Raw genomic sequence first — 20,478 nt, forward strand, 5'->3', positions numbered from 1 at the left:
CGTCCGGGCGGGCACTGTGAAGGGGAGAGGCCCACAGAGAAGAGCCCCCACGCTTCCTGCCTAGGCGGTGACAGGCACATGGCACTGGGTACGGCCACACCCCCGTACGAGCCACGGTTCGACGCCGGACGGATCTGTCTCGATCTCCTCGCGACCACGCATCCGGCCGAACGGCTGGACGGCGTGGAGGCGTTGTGCGCGTGGATCGGTGGGGTGGGGCTCGTGCCGGAGGGGACGGCGCTCGGTCATGCCGATGCCTCCTGGCTCGTGGGGTTCCGGGAACTGCGCGCACACATAGGGACGTTGGTGCGCAACCCGCACGCGCCGGACACGCCGTCGCACGAGAGCGCGCTCCGGCGGGTCAACGAGGTGGCCCATGCCGCGACCCCCGTCCCGCGTGCCGTGCGCGGTGAGGACGGCGTGCTCACACGGGAGTTGGCCGATCCGCCGGCCTGCGCCGGGCTGCTCGCGCTCGTCGCGCGGGACGCCGTGGAGCTGCTCACCGACCCCGTCGCACGGGCGGCCGTGCGGGAGTGCGAGGGTGACAACTGCCCGCTGGTGTACCTGGACACCTCCCGGGGGCGACGTCGGCGGTGGTGTTCCAGTGAGGTCTGCGGGAACCGGGAGCGGGTGGCCCGGCACCGGCGGCGGGCCGCGCTCGCGCGGGCGTGATTTCCGTAACACCGGGTTTGGTTGGCCCATGCACGGGGATTCCGCACCCCTCCCTGCAATGTGTCTGAAATGTGAAGATCAAGTGGTGGGATTGTGGTCACATGTCCCGCTCGTCATGTCACCCACGAGAAAACTGTCACCTCCGTTTGAACACCGCGCCGCTTCCTTCCGTACGGGTGGGCGAGCGACCGACTGGGGGAACCCCCGGACACCGGAGGTGGGCGTGCGCAAGGATGCGGCCGTGGCCAATGAACGTGGATCGAGGGCCCGACATCGCATGTCCTCACAGCCCTCGGAACCCGATGAGGAGCTGATGCGTGCGCTGTATCGAGAGCACGCCGGACCCCTGCTCGCGTATGTCCTGCGGCTGGTCGCCGGTGATCGGCAGCGCGCCGAGGACGTCGTACAGGAAACGCTCATCCGTGCCTGGAAGAACGCCGGTCAGCTCAATCGGGCGACCGGTTCGGTACGCCCCTGGCTGGTGACGGTCGCGCGCCGCATCGTCATCGACGGCCACCGCAGCCGGCAGGCCCGGCCGCAGGAGGTCGATCCGTCGCCGCTGGAGGTCATCCCCGCGGAGGACGAGATCGACAAGGCGCTGTGGCTGATGACGCTGTCGGACGCGCTCGACGACCTGACCCCGGCCCACCGGGAGGTGCTCGTCGAGACGTACTTCAAGGGGCGTACGGTCAATGAGGCGGCCGAGACGCTGGGTATCCCCAGCGGCACGGTGCGCTCTCGGGTGTTCTACGCCCTGCGATCGATGAAGCTGGCACTGGAGGAGCGGGGGGTGACGGCGTGATGAGCAGTGGTTACGGGGGAATGCAGGGATTCGGTGCAGGTGGTCCGGGTATGTCTGGGCCCATGAACCCCCAATCGGGATCTTCGGTGCCGAGCGAGCACGAGACCGTCGGCGCCTATGCCCTCGGGATTCTCGACGACGCCGAGGCAACCGCTTTCGAAGCGCACCTCGCCGGCTGCGAGTGGTGTGCCCAGCAGCTGGACGAGCTGGCCGGGATGGAGCCCATGCTGGCCGCCCTCGCGGATCTGCCGGGCTCCGGCAGCACCCCCGCGATCGGCGAGTCGCTGTCCGCCAGGCCCAGCCCACGGATCGTGGAGAAGCTGGTCGACGAGGTCGCGGAGAAGCGCGCCCAGAAGCGCCGGCGCAGCTTCTACATGATCGCGGCGGCGGCCGCGCTGATCATCGCCGGACCGCTGGCCGCGGTGGCGGTGAACGGCGGCTCGGGCGGCGGGCAGGTCACCGCGTCCTCGGCGCAGACGACCTTCGAGGCCATGCCCGACAAGAAGTCGGCCACGGACCCGTCGTCCCAGATCAGCGCCACCGTCGCCATGGCCCGGAAGGACTGGGGCACCCAGACGGTCCTGCAGCTGAAGAACGCCAAGGGCCCGCTGAAGTGCTCACTGGTCCTCGTCGCGAAGAACGGGCAGCGCGTGACGATGTCGTCCTGGTCCGTGCCGGACTGGGGCTACGGCATCCCGAACGGGAAGACGCCGGAGTCCAGGAAACCGCTCTACATCGGCGGCGCGGCGGCCTTCAAGCCGAACGAGATCGACCACTTCGAGGTCGTCACCTTCCAGGGGAAGAAGCTGGTGCAGGTCGACGCGTAGCGCCTGCGGCGGGCTTGGCCGGGTCCCGGTTCGGATGTGTCCTGGCCATGCTCGCCTGCGGGCCGGTTGTGGCTGGTCGCGCCCACGCGGCGGAGCCGCATGTCGACGCGGCCCCGCGCCCCTGGGGAACTGCCGCCCCGTAGCTTTCATTGGTCCCCTTCGCGTACGGTTGACGGCTGCCCAGCACGTCAGAAGGGGGCCCGGTGGCCGCTCAGGTTCAGCAGTCCGCGGTCGGCTCGGTACACGACGCACACGACTCCGTCCGTGACCGAGAGATCAGCGTCGAGCAGGAACACCTGGACCGGGTGTACCGGCGGCTGGAGGAGAAGATCCACGAGGCCGAGTTCCTGATGCACGACGCGGCCAAGCGCGGACAGGTCGGCACGCCGGGTGCGCTGGCCGAGCGGGACGCGCAGGTCTTCCGGGCCGGCATCCACCTGAACCGGCTGAACAACGAGTTCGAGGACTTCCTCTTCGGGCGCATCGACCTCCTCCTCGGCAAGGACGGCAAGAAGGGGCCCGACGGCGCCTACACCGCCGTGGAGCCCGCCGAGGGCGCCGTGCGGGACGACAACACCGCCGACATCGCCGAGACCCTGCACATCGGGCGCATCGGCGTGCTCGACGAGGACTACGCGCCGCTGGTCATCGACTGGCGGGCGCCCGCCGCCGCGCCCTTCTACCGGGCCACTCCGGTGGATCCCGGGCGGGTCGTACGGCGCCGGGTCATCCGGTCCAAGGGGCGGCGGGTGCTCGGCGTCGAGGACGATCTGATGCGGCCCGAGCTGACCGCCTGCCTCGACGGCCGTGAGCTGCCCGTGATCGGCGACGGCGCCCTCATGGCCGCCCTCGGCCAGGCCCGCAGCCACACCATGCGGGACATCGTCTCCTCCATCCAGGCCGAGCAGGACCTGGTCATCCGCGCCCCCGCCGCCTCCATCACCTATGTCGAGGGCGGCCCGGGCACCGGCAAGACCGCGGTCGCCCTGCACCGCGCCGCCTACCTGCTCTACCAGGACAGACGCCGCTACGCGGGCGGCATCCTGATCGTCTCCCCGACCCCGCTGCTCGTGGCGTACACCGAGGGGGTGCTGCCCTCGCTCGGCGAGGAGGGCCAGGTCGCGATCCGCGCGATCGGCTCCCTCGCCGTGGACGCCGTCGGCGCCGAGGCCACGCTGTACGACTCCCCGTCCGTGGCCCGGGCCAAGGGCTCGTACCGGATGCTGAAGGTGCTGCGCAAGGCGGCCCGGGGCGCCCTGGAACTGGGGCCCGCCCCCCGGCCCGCCGCCGACGAGGACGCCGCGCCGCGGGCCTTCGACGGGCCGCCGTCCCGCCTGCGCGTCGTCGCCTTCGGACGCCGGCTGGAGCTGGAGCCGGAGGAGCTGGAACGCATCCGCCGCACCGCCCTCGGCGGCACCGCGCCGGTCAACCTGCTGCGCCCGCGCGCCCGCAAGCTGCTGCTGGACGCGCTGTGGGCCAAGTCGGGCGCCGGCGCCCGGCACACCGATCCGGAGCTGGCCGCCGAGCTGCGCTCCTCCTTCGATGAGGACGTCACGAGCGAGGACGCCTTCCTCGCCTTCCTCGACGCCTGGTGGCCCGAGCTGACCCCGAAGGCCGTGCTCGCCGCCATGGCCGACGAGAAGCGGCTGGGCCGCTGGGCGCGTCGGATCCTCAACCCCGGTGAGATCCGCAGGGTCGCCCGCTCGCTCCAGCGGGACGGGTACTCCGTGCACGACATCGCCATGCTGGACGAGCTCCAGGCGATCCTCGGGGCTCCGGCCCGGCCGCGGAAGAAGCGCGAGCTCGATCCGCTGGACCAGCTCACCGGCCTGGAGGAGCTGATGCCGGTGCGCGAGGAGTCCCAGCGGGAGCGGGCCGAGCGCCTCGCGCAGGAGCGCACCGAGTACGCGCACGTCATCGTGGACGAGGCGCAGGACCTCACGCCGATGCAGTGGCGCATGGTCGGCCGCCGCGGCCGGCACGCCACCTGGACCGTGGTCGGCGACCCGGCCCAGTCCTCCTGGTCCGACCCGGACGAGGCGGCCCAGGCCCGCGACGAGGCTCTCGGCAGCCGGCCCCGGCGCCGCTTCCAGCTCACCGTGAACTACCGCAACCCCGCCGAGATCGCCGAGCTGGCCGCCAAGGTGCTCGCGCTCGCCATGCCCGGCTCCGAGGCGCCCAGCGCCGTGCGGTCCACCGGGGTCGAGCCGCGCTTCACGGTCGTACGGGATTCCCTGGGGCGGACCGTGCGGGCAGAGGCCGAAAGGCTGCTGGACCTGGTGGACGGCACGGTCGGCGTGGTCGTCGCCATGAACCGGCGCGAGGAGGCCCGGCGCTGGCTGGCCGGGCTCGGCGACCGGGTCGTCGCGCTCGGCAGCCTGGAGGCCAAGGGCCTGGAGTACGACGCGACGGTCGTCGTCTCGCCGGCGGAGATCGCCGACGAGTCCCCGGCCGGCCTGCGCGTGCTCTACGTGGCGCTGACCCGGGCCACCCAGCAGCTGACGGTGCTGTCGGGGGACCGGGACGAGCCGGACGCGGCCGGGGTGCCGGACCTGCTGCGGGACTGAGTTTTCTGTGAACTCGCCGCAGGGGGAATGGTCCTCGGCAGGTGTTTGTTAGCCTGGATGCGGCACCGGCTCGATCCAAGCCCCCGGGCCCAACCTTCGTCCCTGCGAGGGACCACTTGCCGCGAGGCGAGCATGGCGGGTCGGTGTCCTAAGCGTGAAAGAGACCCACGTCCGTGTGACGTGGGTCTCTTTATTTGCCTGATCGTCTCTCGTATGGTGGAAGTGGTTTTCCAAAACCATGCACCGCTCATGAACACAACGTCCGCAATCCGGGGCGACTACCGCGTACTCCGCGGTAGGTGCGACGATCGGACGGCACAACTCGCGACACGGTGAAAGCAGAGGAAGTCGGCCATGGCAACGGCGCCCAGCGTCTCCTACTCGATGACCATCCGGCTGGAGGTGCCCGCGAGCGGAACCGCCGTCTCGCAGCTCACCACCGCGGTGGAGTCCTCCGGAGGCTCGGTGACCGGCCTCGACGTCACCGCGTCCGGCCACGAGAAGCTCCGTATCGACGTCACCATCGCGGCCACCTCCACGGCCCACGCCGAGGAGATCGTCGAGAAGCTGCGCGGGATCGAGGGCGTCACCCTCGGCAAGGTCTCCGACCGTACGTTCCTGATGCACCTCGGCGGCAAGATCGAGATGGCGTCGAAACACCCCATCCGCAACCGTGACGACCTGTCCATGATCTACACGCCGGGCGTGGCCCGCGTCTGCATGGCGATCGCCGAGAACCCCGAGGACGCCCGCCGCCTCACCATCAAGCGCAACTCCGTTGCGGTCGTGACGGACGGCTCCGCCGTGCTCGGCCTCGGCAACATCGGCCCCAAGGCCGCGCTGCCGGTCATGGAGGGCAAGGCGGCCCTCTTCAAGCGCTTCGCCGGCATCGACGCCTGGCCGATCTGCCTGGACACCCAGGACACCGACGCGATCGTGGAGATCGTCAAGGCGATCGCCCCCGGGTTCGCCGGCATCAACCTGGAGGACATCTCCGCGCCGCGCTGCTTCGAGATCGAGGCCCGGCTGCGCGAGGCCCTCGACATCCCGGTCTTCCACGACGACCAGCACGGCACCGCCATCGTCGTCCTCGCCGCCCTGACCAACGCACTTCGCGTCACCGACAAGGCGATCGAGAACATCCGGGTCGTGATGTCCGGCGCCGGAGCCGCCGGTACGGCCATCCTCAAGCTGCTGCTCGCCGCCGGTGTGAAGAACGCCGTCGTCGCCGACATCCACGGTGTCGTCCACTCCGGCCGCGAGGACCTGGTGAACGCGCCCGCCGACTCGCCGCTGCGCTGGATCGCCGACAACACCAACCCCGAGGGCCTCACCGGCACCCTCAAGGAGGCCGTGCGCGGCGCCGACGTGTTCATCGGCGTCTCCGCCCCGAACGTGCTCGACGGCGACGACGTGGCCGCCATGGCCGACGGCGCCATCGTGTTCGCGCTCGCGAATCCGGACCCCGAGGTGGACCCGGCGATCGCCCGCCAGACCGCGGCCGTTGTGGCCACCGGCCGCTCCGACTTCCCGAACCAGATCAACAACGTGCTGGTCTTCCCGGGCGTCTTCCGCGGCCTGCTGGACGCCCAGTCCCGCACCGTCAACACAGAGATGATGCTGGCCGCCGCGAAGGCCCTCGCCGACGTGGTCAGCCAGGACGAGCTGAACCCGAACTACATCATTCCGAGCGTCTTCAACGACAAGGTCGCGGGCGCGGTCGCGGGCGCGGTCCGCGAGGCCGCGAGGGCGGCCGGCGCGACGGCCTAGCCTGCTCCACGCCGCTCCGTCGGGTGACGGCGGAGCGGCGCCCGGGCGACGTCCCGGTGACGCCGTGCCGTACTGTGCAGGGGCTGTGAGGATCACCACGGCGGCCTCTGCACCGGCGCGTCGTGGAACCAGCCGATGCCGGGCGCCCTCTAGGGTGACGCCGAGCGGGCGCTTTTCGTGTGACTCCCCAGGGTGTTCTCACGACTCCTACGGGTGCCGGATTGGCTTTACCGCCGCAGGTAGGGGCAGGATGCGTCCCTGGGCGCGAGCGCATCGGCATCGCAGTGCCTCGGGCGGATCCGCCGCGTGGCACACCCCAACGGCAAGAAAAACACGGGAGTAACAACATGAACCGCAGTGAGCTGGTGGCCGCGCTGGCCGACCGCGCCGAGGTGACCCGCAAGGACGCCGACGCCGTGCTGGCCGCGTTCGCCGAGACCGTCGGCGAGATCGTCGCCAAGGGCGACGAGAAGGTCACCATCCCCGGCTTCCTGACCTTCGAGCGCACCCACCGTGCCGCTCGCACCGCGCGCAACCCGCAGACCGGCGAGCCGATCAACATCCCCGCCGGCTACAGCGTGAAGGTCACCGCGGGCTCCAAGCTCAAGGAAGCGGCGAAGGGCAAGTAAGCGCTCCGCTTCGAGCGCCGGTCCCACTGGAGCGCCGTGGGCCGTGTCGTCTGTAGCCGGCCGCGCCAGCGCGGCGGAGCCGCAGATCGACACAGCCCCGCGCCCCTTCGGGACGCGTCCACGGCGGGCGTGGACAACGACAATGGGGCGGCCCCTTTCGCCAAGGGGCCGCCCCATTGTCGTGTCGTAGCGGGTTAACCGAGCGCCTTGCCCGGCAGCTCGACCTTCGCGCCGAGTTCCACGAGCTTCTCCATGAAGTTCTCGTAGCCGCGGTTGATGAGCTCGATGCCGTGGACGCGGGACGTGCCCTCGGCCGCCAGCGCCGCGATCAGGTACGAGAAGCCGCCGCGCAGGTCGGGGATGACCAGGTCGGCGCCCTGGAGCCTGGTGGGCCCCGAGACGACCGCGGAGTGCAGGAAATTGCGCTGGCCGAAGCGGCAGTCGGAGCCGCCCAGGCACTCGCGGTAGAGCTGGATGTGCGCGCCCATCTGGTTCAGCGCGGAGGTGAAGCCCAGCCGGGACTCGTACACCGTCTCGTGGATGATCGACAGGCCCGTCGCCTGGGTCAGCGCGACCACCAGCGGCTGCTGCCAGTCGGTCTGGAAACCGGGGTGTACGTCCGTCTCCAGCGCGATGGACTTCAACTGGCCACCGGGATGCCAGAAACGGATGCCCTCGTCGTCGATCTCGAAGGCACCGCCCACCTTCCGGTAGGTGTTCAGGAACGTCATCATCGAGCGCTGCTGGGCACCGCGGACGTAGATGTTGCCGTTGGTCGCGAGGGCCGCGGACGCCCAGGACGCGGCCTCCAGGCGGTCCGGCAGGGCGCGGTGGGTGTAGCCGCCGAGCTTGTCCACACCGGTGATGCGGATCGTGCGGTCGGTGTCCATCGCGATGATCGCGCCCATCTTCTGCAGCACGCAGATGAGGTCCTCGATCTCCGGCTCGACGGCCGCGTTGGACAACTCCGTTACGCCCTCGGCGAGTACGGCCGTCAGCAGCACCTGCTCGGTCGCGCCGACGGACGGGTACGGCAGCCGGATCTTCGTGCCCCGCAGGCCCTTCGGCGCCTCCAGGTACTGCCCGTCCGCGCGCTTCTCGATCGTCGCGCCGAACTGCCGCAGCACGTCGAAGTGGAAGTCGATGGGCCGGCCGCCGATGTCACAGCCGCCGAGGCCGGGGATGAACGCGTGACCCAGGCGGTGCAGCAGCGGGCCGCAGAAGAGGATCGGGATACGGCTGGAGCCCGCGTGGGCATCGATGTCAGCCACGTTGGCGCTCTCGACGTGCGTCGGGTCGAGCACCAGCTCGCCGGGCTCCTCGCCCGGGCGGACCGTCACGCCGTGCAGCTGCAGCAGGCCGCGGACGACCCGCACGTCACGGATGTCGGGGACGTTGCGCAGGCGGCTGGGCGCACTGCCCAGCAGGGCGGCGACCATGGCCTTCGGTACGAGGTTCTTCGCACCGCGGACACGGATCTCGCCCTCCAGCGGGTTTCCGCCGTGGACAAGCAGGACATCGTCGTTGACGGTCATGTATCTCGCGTTCCGATGAGTTGGGCAGGGGCCGGCCGATCACTTGTGCGCGGGGGCCGGGAAGACAGGGTAATCGCCGATCACCCCCCGTCCGTAAGCCCAAGGACCACTCAGTCGCGTCATATGTGTGTCACAACACGAACCGTGCGCTATCGGGCACATGGGGTCACCGGTTCAGGGCATGCGCCCGCAGCGCTCCCGTACACCCTGAGCTGCGTTCACTCCCGCACCCCGATTGGCTCCCCACCGAAGGGGAAGATGCGGGATCATGTCTGGCATGACCGAGGTGTCCTCGCTCACAGGGCGGCTGCTCGTGGCCACTCCCGCCCTGGCGGACCCGAACTTCGACCGCGCTGTGGTGCTCCTTCTCGACCACGACGAGGAGGGCTCCCTCGGTGTCGTCCTCAACCGCCCCACCCCGGTGGACGTGAGCGACATCCTGGAGGGCTGGGCCGATCTCACCGGCGAGCCCGGCGTGGTCTTCCAGGGCGGGCCCGTCTCGCTGGACTCCGCGCTCGGCGTCGCGGTCATCCCGGGCGGCGCCAACAGCGACCTCGCTCCGCTTGGCTGGCGCCGGGTGCACGGCGCGATCGGCCTGGTCGACCTGGAGGCCCCGCCGGAACTGCTCGCCTCGGCCCTCGGTTCCCTCAGGATCTTCGCCGGATACGCCGGCTGGGGCCCCGGCCAACTGGAGGACGAGCTGGTCGAGGGCGCCTGGTACGTGGTCGAGTCGGAGCCCGGGGACGTCTCCTCACCGGCCCCGGAGCGACTGTGGCGCGAGGTGCTGCGCCGCCAGCGCAACGAACTGGCGATGGTGGCCACGTATCCGGACGACCCATCGCTCAACTGATGCGCGTGTGGACGTGGGTCCGCGAGCGTGGATCACTCGTTCGAGTGATCGCCTGTCCTTTCGACTGTCAGGCCCATCTTCGATGAATGGCGTCACCGGCATGAAGTTGGTGGTCCAGGTGACGCTGTTGCCGACGCCTATGCAGGCGGCAGCGCTTGAGGCGACGCTGCGCGCCTGCAATGAGGCGGCCACTTGGGCCAGCGGTGTGGCGTGGGAAAAAGGTGTGCAGAGGAACTTCGCACTGCGCGAGCACACCTACACCGAGATCAAGGCGCGGTGGGGGCTGGGTGCACAGGCTGCCCAGCATGTGATCAAGAAGACGTGCGATGCGTATGCCACGCTTAAGGCCAGCCTGGGGGCGGGGAACCTGGGCAGGCCGGGCTCGAAGCGGTACCGGCGGGCTCTGGAGAAGCCGATTGCCTTCCGACCGGGAGGGGCGCAGCCGTACGACGACCGGATGCTGTCCTGGCAGATCCCGGAGCGCCAGGTGTCGATCTGGACGGTGTCGGGACGGGTGAAGGACGTGGCGTTCACTGCCGCGCCCGAGCAGCTGGCCACCCTTGCCCTGTACCGGAGGGGTGAGTCTGATCTCGTGTGCCGGGATGGCATGTGGTTCCTGAATGCCACCTGTGAGGTCCCGGAAGCGCCCTTGAACGCAGATCCGGTGGACTTCCTCGGCATCGATCTGGGCATTGTGAATATCGCCACGACGTCCGACGGAGAGATCATGGCCGGGCGGGAGCTCAACCGCATCCGGGTGAGGGAGAGGCGGTTGCGCGCCAAGCTGCGGAAGAAGAACACCGCCTCCGCCAAGCGCCGCTTGAAGAAGCGCAGGAGCAAGGAGGCGCGGCGGGCGAGGGACATCAATCACAAGATCGCGAAACGAGTGGTGGCCGAGGCAGCACGCACCGGTCGTGGGATCGCCCTGGAAGAGCTGACGGGCATCCGCGAGCGGGTACGGCTCAACAAGCCTGGGGGTACCTCCCACGCCCTTAAGGCAGTGGGGGAGGGCCACCCACTTCAGCTGGGCTTTCGCGCAGTTGGGGCAGTTCATCGCGTACAAGGCCCGCCGGGCGGGGGTACCGGTGGTGTTCGTCGATCCGGCGTACACCTCACGTACCTGTGCCGAGTGCGGGCACGTCGACAGGGCGAATCGGGTCTCGCAGGCCCGCTTCGTGTGCCGGTCCTGCGGATTCGTTGATCACGCGGACCGGAACAGCTCCCGCAACATCCGCGCCAGAGCGTGGGCGTTGTGGCGACGCGGGGCGCAGTCAACCGCCCCTGACCTGCCCGGGAAGTGTCCGGGCGGGACTGGACGCAAACGGCGTGTCACAGCCAGTGATGATCGTTGTGCAAGCCCTGGGCCCGCAGCCCCGGGCGGTTGATTACCCTGGGCTTTATGAGCACTCTTGAGCCCGAGCGCGGGACTGGTACGGGGACCCTCGTAGAGCCGACGCCACAGGTGTCCCACGGCGACGGTGACCACGAGCGCTTCGCCCACTACGTCCAGAAGGACAAGATCATGGCGAGCGCCCTCGACGGCACCCCCGTCGTGGCGCTGTGCGGCAAGGTCTGGGTGCCCGGCCGCGACCCGAAGAAGTACCCCGTGTGCCCCATGTGCAAGGAGATCTACGAATCCATGGGCAGCGGCGGCGACGACAAGGGCGGCGACAAGTAGGCGTCGGTCCGAGTTCGGGAGGTCCCCCGGTGCGTGTGCGGTGCGCGCGCCGGGGGCTTTCGTGTTCTCTGGTCAGGAGTGGTCGAGACCTGTAGCCTCCGCTTCGGTTGTGCGTAGCGGAACGGCCGTTGCACTCAGTGCAACGCAGGCGCGGAGGTGCGGCGGCACATGAGCGACACACCCCTCTTCCCGGAACCCGATGTGGCGCTGATCCCCGCGCCCAGCCGCGTTTCGGCCTCGCTGCCGGGCGGCGGCACCGGATTCGTGATCGATGCGGACACCGAGATCGAGGCCACCGAGGGCACCGAGCGGGTCGCGCGCTGGCTGCGGACGACCGTCGGCGCGGCGACCGGGCTGCCGCTGGCCCCGCACCGCGACAGCGGCTTCCGCGTCCTGCTGCGGATCGCCCCCTCGCTGGAGGAGGAACTCGGCAGCCCGGAGGCCTACCAGCTGTGCGCCGACGGATATCTGATCTGCATCGACGGCGCGAGCGAGGCCGGCCTGTTCTGGGGCGCCCAGACCTTCCGGCAGCTGCTCGGTCCTGAGGCATTCCGGCGCGCCCCGATCAGCGGGCGCACCGAGTGGGAGTTCCCGGCCGTCACCATTCGCGACGCGCCCCGATTCCGCTGGCGCGGTCTTCTCCTGGACGTGGCACGGCACTTCATGCCCAAGGAAGGCGTGCTGCGCTATCTCGACCTGATGGCCGCGCACAAACTCAATGTCTTCCACTTCCATCTGACCGACGACCAGGGCTGGCGGATCGAGATCAAGCGGTATCCGAAGCTGACCGAAACCGCCTCCTGGCGGGCACGGTCGAAATTCGGTCACCGCGCCTCCCTGCTGTGGGAGGAGAAACCGCACGGCGGTTACTACACCCAGGACGACATCCGGGAGATCGTCGCCTATGCCGCCGAGCGGCATATCACCGTCGTCCCGGAAATCGACGTACCGGGGCATTCGCAGGCCGCCATCGCCGCGTATCCGGAACTCGGCAACACCGACGTCATCGACACCACCGCCCTTGAGGTCTGGGACAACTGGGGAATCTCCTCCAACGTACTCGCCCCCACCGACACCACCCTGCGGTTCTACGAGGGGGTGTTCGAGGAGGTCCTGGAGCTGTTCCCGTCGCAGTTCGTCCATGTCGGCGGCGACGAGTGCCGCAAGGAGCAGTGGACCGAGTCGGTGACCGCCAAGTCCCGGATCGCGGACCTGTCTCTCGCCGACGAGGACGAACTGCAGTCGTGGTTCATCGGCCACTTCGACGCCTGGCTCGCCGCGCGCGGGCGCCGGCTCATCGGCTGGGACGAGATCCTGGAGGGCGGGCTCGCCAAGGGGGCCGCGGTGTCGTCCTGGCGCGGTTACGGCGGCGGGATCGCGGCCGCGCGGGCCGGCCACGACGTCGTCATGTGCCCTGAGCAGTACGTGTATCTGGACCACCGTCAGGCCCCGGGCGAGGACGAGCCGGTGCCGATCGGGTTCGTGCGCACCCTGGAGGACGTCTACCGGTTCGAACCCGTTCCGGAGGGGCTCACCGAGGCGGAGGCCCGGCATGTGCTGGGCACTCAGGCCAACGTGTGGACCGAGGTGCTGGAGGACGCCGCGCGCGTGGACTACCAGACCTTCCCCCGGCTCGCGGCCTTCGCCGAGGTGGCCTGGAGTCGGCTGCCCGCCCCCGCGGAACGGGACTTCGCCGGCTTCGAACGCCGTATGACCGCCCATTACGCCCGACTCGACGCCCTCGGCGTGGCCTACCGCCCGCCCACCGGGCCCCGGCCGTGGCAGAAACGCCCCGGTGTCCTCGGCCGTCCCATCGAGGGACCTCCGCCGAACAAGTGACCGCCCGGTCCGGGCGACCGTTCCGAACAAGTGCTGGAAAACCGCGCCAAGGGTCACCGAAGAGTGTCAATCGGCGCGCACCGGCGATGCCGTACAAAAACGGACCATCTCCGCGATGAGGTGGGCGAATGCCCTCTACTGCCTCCTAGCGGACCCCCGTCTTCGGCCCTTGCGAAGATGTGCCAGAGTTGCCACGTCCGCCCTGTGAGCACGTACCGTACGGCCACACAGGTGGGACCAGGTGGGGCAGCGGGAAGGGGCAGCCGGTTTTGACCACGCACGCACCGCAGGCGGAGCAGGCCGTCACGCTGCCCACGACGCTGGACGAGGCCGTGGCGGCCCTCGGGGCCATGCCCACCGCCGTGCCCGTCGCGGGCGGCACCGACCTGATGGCCGCCGTCAACTCCGGCCAGCTCAGGCCGGCTGCCCTGGTGGGCCTCGGGCGGATCAGCGAGATCCGCGGCTGGCAGTACCAGGACGGCCATGCGCTGCTCGGCGCGGGCCTCACGCACGCGCGCATGGGCCGCCCCGACTTCGCGGCCCTGATCCCGGCGCTCGCCGCCGCCGCGCGCGCCGCGGGCCCGCCGCACATCCGCAACGCGGGCACCCTGGGCGGCAACATCGCCTCGGCCGCCCCCACCGGGGACGCACTGCCGGTGCTGGCCGCCCTGGAGGCGACGCTGATCATCGCGGGTCCGGACGGAGCCCGCCGCGAGGTCCCGGTGTCGCACCTGCTGGCCGGCATGGAGATGCTGCGCGGCGGCGAACTCATCGGCTACGTGCGCGTGCCGCTGCTGCACGCCCCGCAGGTCTTCCTGAAGGCGACCGGCCGCACCGGCCCGGGCCGCGCGCTGGCCTCCGTGGCCCTGGTCCTCGACCCCGCCCGGCGCGGAGTGCGGTGCGCCGTCGGTGCCATAGCGCCGATGCCGCTCCGGCCTCTGGACGCCGAGCAGTGGGTCGCCCAGCTGATCGACTGGGACAACGACCGCGAGCTCGTCCCGGAGGCCCTGAACGCCTTCGGCGAGTACGTCGCCGCGGCCTGCATCCCGGATCCGGCACCGGAGCCCGACGGCTCCGTGGCCCCGCTTCCGCCCGCCGTACTGCACCTGCGGCGCACCGTCGCCGCACTGGCCCGACGAGCACTGGGGAGGGCGCTGTCGTGACCGACGACCAGCACGGACAGGGCACGCCCCAGGGCGGCGGACGCTGGGACCCGCTGCCCCAGGGCGACTACGACGACGGCGCCACCGCCTTCGTCAAGCTCCCCGAGGGCGGCATCGACGCCCTGTTGTCCGGCGACAGTCCGCTGGCCGCGCCGGGGCATGGCTATGTGCCGCCGCAGATAGCGGTCGCCCCCGGCACCGGGGACCCCGCCCAGACCGGCACCTGGGCCGCGCCCGCGGGCGGCGCCGAGTGGCCCGACCCGAACGCCACGCCCCAGACGCAGGCCGACGACCGGTTCACCTACAGCCCCGGTGCGACCCAGCACTGGACCTTCGAGGAGCCCGCGGCGCCGGCCGCGTCCGGGCACGACGTCACCGGGCAGTGGTCGATCCCGGTCGCCGACGGTGATCTCCCGGACGATTCGGGCGAGTTCACCACGTCGTCCCTGGTCGAGCAGTGGGGCGGGACCCCGCCGGCCACCCTGCCCGGCGGCGCGCCCGCGCCCTGGGCGACGGAGGAGACCGGCCGCTCCTGGGACCGGCCCGCCGAGACCGGCCTGCCCGACCCCACCGACGCCCACCCGGCGGGCGGTCCGGCCGGCCCGGCGGCGCCGGGGTACGCGCCCGCGCCGGACGAGCGGTACGGGCAGGGCCCGGCCGCTCACGAGGAGACAGGGTCTGCGGAAGCCGGCCCCGGGGGCTCGGGGCACGCGTCGGCCGGTCACGAGGGCGGCCGACTGGGGGCCGCTGAGGGGCGCGTCTCGCCTAGCCGCGCCGAGGCCGGTCACCCGGGCGGGTTCGGTGAGTCCGCGGAGCCCGCCGGGTTCGAGTACGGGGAGTTCGGCGAGTCCGCGGAGCCGGACAGCGACGGCCACGGCCCCGCGAAGGCCGCTGAGCGCCCCGCTGGCGGCCCGGCAGGTCATGAGGGACCGGCGGCCCGGGCCCGCGTCCGGCAGGCAGCCACAGCCCCCACAACGCCCACGGGCCCCACCGCGGCCGACGCGGCGGCGGCCGAGCACCCGGCACCGCGGGCCCCGGCCTCCGCAGCCGTACCGGAGCACTCCTCCGACGGGCCCGAGGCCGACGACGCACCCGAGGGCGCCGCCGAGGACACCGCGCCCCGGCCGCAGGAAGCCGCGGCAGAGGAACACGCGGAGCACACCGCCCCCCTCCCGCCGCACGACGACCACCCGCTCGCCTCCTACGTCCTGCGCGTCAACGGCGTCGAGCGACCCGTCACCGACGCCTGGATCGGCGAGTCGCTGCTGTACGTCGTGCGCGAGCGGCTCGGGCTCGCGGGCGCCAAGGACGGCTGCTCGCAGGGCGAGTGCGGGGCCTGCAACGTCCAGGTCGACGGCCGGCTGGTGGCCTCCTGCCTGGTCCCGGCGGTCACCGCGGCCGGCAGCGAGGTGCGCACGATCGAGGGCCTGGCCGCCGACGGACAGCCCTCCGACGTGCAGCGCGCGCTCGCCCGGTGCGGGGCCGTGCAGTGCGGTTTCTGCGTGCCCGGCATGGCGATGACCGTGCACGACCTGCTGGAGGGCAACCCGGCGCCGACCGAGCTGGAGACCCGGCAGGCGCTGTGCGGCAACCTGTGCCGCTGTTCCGGCTATCGGGGCGTTCTGGAGGCCGTCAAGGAGGTCGTCGCCGAACGCGAGGCGTCGCACGCCGCCGACGCCGACGCCGAGACGGACGCGGACGAGGCCCGTATTCCCCACCAGGCGGGCCCCGGATCCGGCGGCGTCAACCCGTCGGCGTTCGAGGCGCCCGGCGCGTTCGACACCCCGCACGCCGCCCCCGGCGGCTACGGCGACACGCCGCCGTACGGCACACCCGACCCGTACGGCACACCGCCGCACGGCATCCCGGGACCGCACGGCCCGCACGACCCGCACTACGGCCAGGACGGAGGCCAGGCGTGAGCAACGAAGCCGCCACGGCGACCACCGCCGCGGAACCCGCCCCCGAGGCCGAGGCGTTGCCGCACGGCCTCGGCGCCTCCCTGCCGCACGCCGACGCCCGCGCCAAGACCGAGGGCACCTTCCCGTACGCGGCCGACCTGTGGGCCGAGGGCCTGCTGTGGGCGGCCGTCCTGCGCTCCCCGCACGCACACGCGCGCATCGTGTCCATCGACACCAGCCACGCGCGCGAGATGCCCGGCGTACGGGCCGTCGTCACGCACGAGGACGTGCCCGGCACCCCCCGCCACGGCCGGGGCACCCCCGACCGGCCGGTGTTCGCCTCGGAGGTCGTACGGCATCACGGCGAGCCCATCGCGGCCGTCGCCGCCGACCACCCGGACACCGCGCGGATGGCCGCGGCGGCCGTCATCGTCGAGTACGAAGTACTCGACCCGGTCACCGACCCCGAACAGGCCTTCGAGGCCGAACCGCTGCACCCCGACGGCAACCTGATCCGGCACATCCCGCTCCGGCACGGCGACCCGGAGGCGGTCGGCGAGGTCGTCGTCGAGGGCCTGTACCGGATAGGGCGCCAGGACCCGGCCCCCATCGGCGCCGAGGCCGGCCTCGCCGTGCCGCGCCCCGACGGCGGCGTGGAGCTGTACCTGGCCTCCACCGACCCGCACACCGACCGCAACACCGCCGCGGCCTGCTACGGCCTGTCCCCGGATCGGGTGAAGATCGTCGTCACCGGGGTGCCGGGCGCCACCGCCGACCGCGAGGACCAGGGCTTCCAGCTCCCGCTCGGCCTGCTCGCCCTGAAGACCGGCTGCCCGGTGAAGCTCACGGCGACCCGCGAGGAGTCCTTCCTCGGCCACGCCCACCGCCATCCCACGCTGCTCAGGTACCGCCACCACGCCGACGCCGAGGGCAGGCTGGTGAAGGTGGAGGCGCAGATCCTGCTGGACGCCGGCGCGTACGCCGACACCTCCTCCGACGCCCTGGCCGCCGCCGTCTCCTTCGCCTGCGGCCCCTACGTCGTCCCGAACGCCTTCATCGAGGGCTGGGCCGTGCGCACCAACAACCCGCCCTCCGGCCATGTGCGCGGCGAGGGCGCGATGCAGGTGTGCGCCGCCTACGAGGCCCAGATGGACAAGCTGGCCAAGAAACTCGGCCTGGACCCGGCCGAGGTGCGCCTGCGCAACGTCCTCGCGACCGGTGACGTCCTCCCGATCGGCCAGACGGTGACCTGCCCGGCACCGGTCGCCGAACTCCTGCAGGCCGTCCGGGACTTCCCGCTCCCCGCTCTGCCGAAGGACACGCCCGAGGAGGAGTGGCTGCTGCCCGGCGGCCCCGAGGGCGCGGGCGAACCGGGCGCGGTGCGCCGGGGCGTCGGCTACGGCCTGGGCATGGTGCACATGCTCGGCGCGGAGGGAGCCGACGAGGTGTCCACGGCGACGGTCAAGGTCCACGATGGAGTCGCCACCGTGCTCTGCGCGGCCGTCGAGACCGGCCAGGGCTTCACCACCCTCGCCCGGCAGATCGTCCAGGAGACCCTCGGCATCGAGGAAGTCCACGTGGCGCCGGTCGACACCGACCAACCCCCGGCCGGCGCGGGCTGCCGCGGCCGCCACACCTGGGTGTCGGGCGGCGCGGTGGAACGCGCGGCGAAGATGGTCCGCACTCAGCTCCTGCAGCCGCTCGCCCACAAGTTCGGCATGTCGACGGAGCTGCTCCAGATCACCGACGGCAAGATCACGTCGTACGACGGCGTGCTGTCCACCACCGTCACCGAGGCGATGGACGGCAAGGAGCTGTGGGCGACGGCGCAGTGCCGGCCGCACCCCACCGAGCCGCTGAACGCCTCCGGCCAGGGCGACGCCTTCGTGGGCCTGGCCTTCTGTGCGATCCGCGCGGTGGTGGACGTCGACATCGAGCTGGGCTCGGTGCGGGTGGTGGAGCTTTCGGTCGCCCAGGACGTCGGCCGGATCCTCAACCCCACCCAGCTCGCGGCCCGGATCGAGGCGGGCGTGACCCAGGGCGTGGGCATCGCGCTCACCGAGAACCTGCGCACCCCCCGCGGCCTGATCCGCCACCCCGACCTGACCGGCTACGCCCTCCCGACCGCCCTGGACGCCCCGGACATCCGGATCGTCAAACTGGTCGAGGAACGGGACGTGGTCGCCCCCTTCGGAGCCAAGTCCGTCAGCGCGGTCCCGGTCGTGACGGCACCGGCCGCGATCGCCTCCGCGGTCCGCGCGGCCACCGGCCGCCCGGTCAACCGGCTCCCCATCCGGCCACAGGCGGCGGTGGTCACGGGACAGTGAGCGCCCGGAGGCTCACCCCGCGGCGGAGGCGGTCCTCGTCCGCGCGCAACGTGTCCCGTGCCGCGCGCAACGCGTCCCCGTGATCCGACGTCCTTCCCGGTGAGGGCCGTTGTCAGTGGTGCGGCGTACTGTTCTGAGCGGTGGGGGCACTCGCACTCACGGACTCACGTGCGGACCGACGCGCGTGGGCACCGACGGGGAAGATCGCGGGGGAGCGATGAGCACGACCGACGCCGGGGTTCCGGCGATCACACTGACCGAGGCGGAGCTGGACCGCTATGTCACCCACGGGCCGACGCGCGGCCTGCTCAGCGGCACCGGACTGCCCGCGGACACCGACCTGCTGACCTTCTCCCCGCTGCGCACGCACGGCCTGCGCACGCTCGCCGATGCCGCGGACGGCCCGTTCCGGGTGGCGGACGAGCTGCGGGACCGGCTGGTGATAGGCGAACTCCTCAACCCGGCGGGCATGGACCGCGAGTCGATCCTGCTCGACGGCGGCACCGGCGAGTTGACGACGGCGTACCTGTTCGACCCGTCCGAGCCCCGCCCCTTCGCGCCCTCCCTGTCCACGCTGCTGCGCTTCGCCGCGGTCACCGAGGAACTGGCGGGGCTGCGCGGCCGTTTCGCGTCCCTGGCGGGTCAGTACGGCCCCAGGACGGCCACCGAGGCGACCCGCCGCCTGCTCTCCCTCTTCGAGGAGGGCGCCGGCGGCGAGGTCCCGCCGTACTGGAAGGCGGCGGCCCTGATCCGCCCGCTCGCCCTCGTCGCCGGCCCCGGCACCGCCTCCGGCCTCACCCTGGACGTCCCCGCCCGTGTCCTGGACCAGGAGTTCGGGCACGGCAGGGTGACCCGCTTCGAAGAGGTCGACTTCCCCGCGACCCTCACGCACGGGCCGACCCGCCGCTTCCTGCGCGAGACCGGGCTGCCGGAGCAGGCGGTCCTCTTCCACGCCGACACGGACGTCCCGCTGCCGACGCTCCGGGAGTACTTCACGGAGGAGCACGCCGGCGACTACCCTCTGGACGAACTCCCGGCCCACGCCGACCACTTGATCCGCCTGGGCCACCTCATCGAGGACAACAGCCTGGTGGTCGACGGCAGAACCGGCGCGGTGCTGACCTTCAGCGAGCCGGAGGCCACGCTCTACCCCCTCAACACCGACGTCTCCACCCTCGCCTTCACGCTCTGGCTCCTCCACCACGAGCGCACCATCGACGAACACCTTGCCAACGAACTGACGACGGATGCGTACGACCAGCTGGCCGCGGCGATGATCCACACCCTGTCGGCCGTCGACCCCACGGGCACGGCACCCGGCACCGACTGGCACTACTGGACGGAACTGTTCCAGGACGAGGCGGGCGGGGTGCTCTGAAACACCGACGGACGACCGAAGGGGCGGCACCCCTCCCGGGTGCCGCCCCTTCGGTCTGCCTGATCAGACAGGTAGAGGCCGTGGCGGGATTCGAACCCACGTAACTCGCTTTGCAGGTTGGTCGGTGCTCGTCAGGGCGTTCTCCGGACGCGTTCGCGGACGTACAGCCCAGTACATTCGCCCCACCCAGCGGGGCGGAGCGAACGACCCCGGACGACTGAGTACGAGGACGAACGAGACGGAAACTGAGACGGGGGATTGCTTCAGGAACCCCGCGTGCTGAGTGTCGCGGTGAGGGACCCCATCACTTGCTGGCGCAGCACATCGGGTGCCCTTCGTCCTCATAGCGGATGGCTAGGACTACTCGGCTTGCTTGCCCATGCCATGACTAGCGTCTGGAACGGTCTTAGAGCTCGTAACACGATCACGCACAGGTCGGGAGGCGCGTGCCGCCCTTCCCGCCAGTCGAGCGGTGACAGGCCGGTCGCGGCAGCCCCCTTCGCATGAACCTAGGAGCCGTTCAGGTGCACCAGCGATCCG

Annotated in this window: 14 protein-coding genes and 1 pseudogene; 14 read left to right on the forward strand and 1 reads right to left on the reverse strand. The window is 71.4% G+C overall.

Annotated elements, in window-relative coordinates:
* The first annotated feature begins 78 nt into the window (after positions 1 to 78).
* The 6 genes from ACWCQS_RS07540 to ACWCQS_RS07565 all read left to right on the forward strand — a co-directional run bounded on the left by ACWCQS_RS07540 (position 79) and on the right by ACWCQS_RS07565 (position 7,267).
* Positions 79 to 672, forward strand: a complete 594-nt coding sequence (locus tag ACWCQS_RS07540; protein WP_451003581.1) for a CGNR zinc finger domain-containing protein — start codon at positions 79 to 81, stop codon at positions 670 to 672.
* 217 nt (positions 673 to 889) lie between these two features.
* A complete protein-coding gene (locus ACWCQS_RS07545; RefSeq protein ID WP_030167252.1) occupies positions 890 to 1,474 on the forward strand; it encodes a sigma-70 family RNA polymerase sigma factor in 585 nt (194 codons plus the stop codon).
* Between the two features lie 62 nt (positions 1,475 to 1,536).
* Positions 1,537 to 2,301, forward strand: coding sequence for an anti-sigma factor family protein (locus ACWCQS_RS07550; protein WP_451003582.1), 765 nt, complete (start codon positions 1,537 to 1,539; stop codon positions 2,299 to 2,301).
* Between the two features lie 203 nt (positions 2,302 to 2,504).
* Positions 2,505 to 4,868, forward strand: a complete 2,364-nt coding sequence (locus ACWCQS_RS07555; protein ID WP_451003583.1) for a HelD family protein — start codon at positions 2,505 to 2,507, stop codon at positions 4,866 to 4,868.
* Positions 4,869 to 5,222: 354 nt separating this feature from the next.
* Positions 5,223 to 6,638 carry a malic enzyme-like NAD(P)-binding protein gene (locus tag ACWCQS_RS07560; protein ID WP_451003584.1) on the forward strand — a complete coding sequence of 472 codons (1,416 nt, stop codon included), beginning with the start codon at positions 5,223 to 5,225 and terminating at the stop codon, positions 6,636 to 6,638.
* A gap of 347 nt (positions 6,639 to 6,985) precedes the next feature.
* Positions 6,986 to 7,267, forward strand: a complete 282-nt coding sequence (locus tag ACWCQS_RS07565) for an HU family DNA-binding protein (protein WP_023550134.1) — start codon at positions 6,986 to 6,988, stop codon at positions 7,265 to 7,267.
* A gap of 194 nt (positions 7,268 to 7,461) precedes the next feature.
* Here ACWCQS_RS07565 and murA read toward each other — a convergent pair whose 3' ends face one another.
* Positions 7,462 to 8,802 carry a UDP-N-acetylglucosamine 1-carboxyvinyltransferase gene (murA, locus tag ACWCQS_RS07570; protein ID WP_451003585.1) on the reverse strand — a complete coding sequence of 447 codons (1,341 nt, stop codon included), beginning with the start codon at positions 8,800 to 8,802 and terminating at the stop codon, positions 7,462 to 7,464.
* 277 nt (positions 8,803 to 9,079) lie between these two features.
* Between murA and ACWCQS_RS07575 the strand changes: the two genes are divergently transcribed.
* The 8 genes and pseudogenes from ACWCQS_RS07575 (at position 9,080) to ACWCQS_RS07610 (ending at position 19,938) form a co-directional block, all read left to right on the forward strand.
* The gene (locus tag ACWCQS_RS07575; protein ID WP_388627329.1) at positions 9,080 to 9,652 is read left to right on the forward strand and encodes a YqgE/AlgH family protein; all 573 of its coding nucleotides are present in this window, start codon (positions 9,080 to 9,082) and stop codon (positions 9,650 to 9,652) included.
* Positions 9,653 to 9,752: 100 nt separating this feature from the next.
* Positions 9,753 to 11,037, forward strand: a pseudogene (locus ACWCQS_RS07580) (RNA-guided endonuclease InsQ/TnpB family protein).
* A 14-nt stretch (positions 11,038 to 11,051) separates the two neighbouring features.
* Complete coding sequence (locus ACWCQS_RS07585) at positions 11,052 to 11,330, forward strand: DUF3039 domain-containing protein (RefSeq protein WP_143638399.1); 279 nt, start codon at positions 11,052 to 11,054, stop codon at positions 11,328 to 11,330.
* Positions 11,331 to 11,498: 168 nt separating this feature from the next.
* The gene (locus tag ACWCQS_RS07590; RefSeq protein ID WP_451003586.1) at positions 11,499 to 13,169 is read left to right on the forward strand and encodes a beta-N-acetylhexosaminidase; all 1,671 of its coding nucleotides are present in this window, start codon (positions 11,499 to 11,501) and stop codon (positions 13,167 to 13,169) included.
* A gap of 269 nt (positions 13,170 to 13,438) precedes the next feature.
* On the forward strand, positions 13,439 to 14,332 hold the full coding sequence (locus ACWCQS_RS07595) for an FAD binding domain-containing protein (protein WP_388627332.1): 894 nt from the start codon (positions 13,439 to 13,441) through the stop codon (positions 14,330 to 14,332).
* Positions 14,329 to 16,254, forward strand: coding sequence for a (2Fe-2S)-binding protein (locus ACWCQS_RS07600; RefSeq protein ID WP_451003587.1), 1,926 nt, complete (start codon positions 14,329 to 14,331; stop codon positions 16,252 to 16,254). The genes ACWCQS_RS07595 and ACWCQS_RS07600 overlap by 4 nt, the downstream gene beginning before the upstream one ends.
* Positions 16,251 to 18,560 (forward strand): xanthine dehydrogenase family protein molybdopterin-binding subunit, encoded by a 2,310-nt coding sequence (locus ACWCQS_RS07605; RefSeq protein ID WP_451003588.1) that lies wholly within the window; start codon positions 16,251 to 16,253, stop codon positions 18,558 to 18,560. Before ACWCQS_RS07600 ends, ACWCQS_RS07605 begins: the two co-directional genes overlap by 4 nt.
* A 217-nt stretch (positions 18,561 to 18,777) precedes the next feature.
* Entirely contained in the window at positions 18,778 to 19,938 is a 1,161-nt protein-coding gene (locus ACWCQS_RS07610) for an SUKH-4 family immunity protein (protein ID WP_451003589.1), read from the forward strand.
* The last annotated feature ends 540 nt before the right edge of the window (positions 19,939 to 20,478 follow it).

This window comes from Streptomyces sp. NPDC002076, assembly GCF_053593835.1.

What these genes read in the sequence shown, in the direction of transcription:
- ACWCQS_RS07540 (WP_451003581.1), top strand. Translation starts at nt 79, where the DNA reads ATGGCACTGGGTACGGCCACACCCCCGTACGAGCCACGGTTCGACGCC.
- ACWCQS_RS07550 (WP_451003582.1), top strand. Translation starts at nt 1,537, where the DNA reads ATGAACCCCCAATCGGGATCTTCGGTGCCGAGCGAGCACGAGACCGTC.
- ACWCQS_RS07560 (WP_451003584.1), top strand. Translation starts at nt 5,223, where the DNA reads ATGGCAACGGCGCCCAGCGTCTCCTACTCGATGACCATCCGGCTGGAG.
- ACWCQS_RS07565 (WP_023550134.1), top strand. Translation starts at nt 6,986, where the DNA reads ATGAACCGCAGTGAGCTGGTGGCCGCGCTGGCCGACCGCGCCGAGGTG.
- murA (WP_451003585.1), bottom strand. Translation starts at nt 8,802, where the DNA reads ATGACCGTCAACGACGATGTCCTGCTTGTCCACGGCGGAAACCCGCTG.
- ACWCQS_RS07575 (WP_388627329.1), top strand. Translation starts at nt 9,080, where the DNA reads ATGACCGAGGTGTCCTCGCTCACAGGGCGGCTGCTCGTGGCCACTCCC.
- ACWCQS_RS07585 (WP_143638399.1), top strand. Translation starts at nt 11,052, where the DNA reads ATGAGCACTCTTGAGCCCGAGCGCGGGACTGGTACGGGGACCCTCGTA.
- ACWCQS_RS07590 (WP_451003586.1), top strand. Translation starts at nt 11,499, where the DNA reads ATGAGCGACACACCCCTCTTCCCGGAACCCGATGTGGCGCTGATCCCC.
- ACWCQS_RS07610 (WP_451003589.1), top strand. Translation starts at nt 18,778, where the DNA reads ATGAGCACGACCGACGCCGGGGTTCCGGCGATCACACTGACCGAGGCG.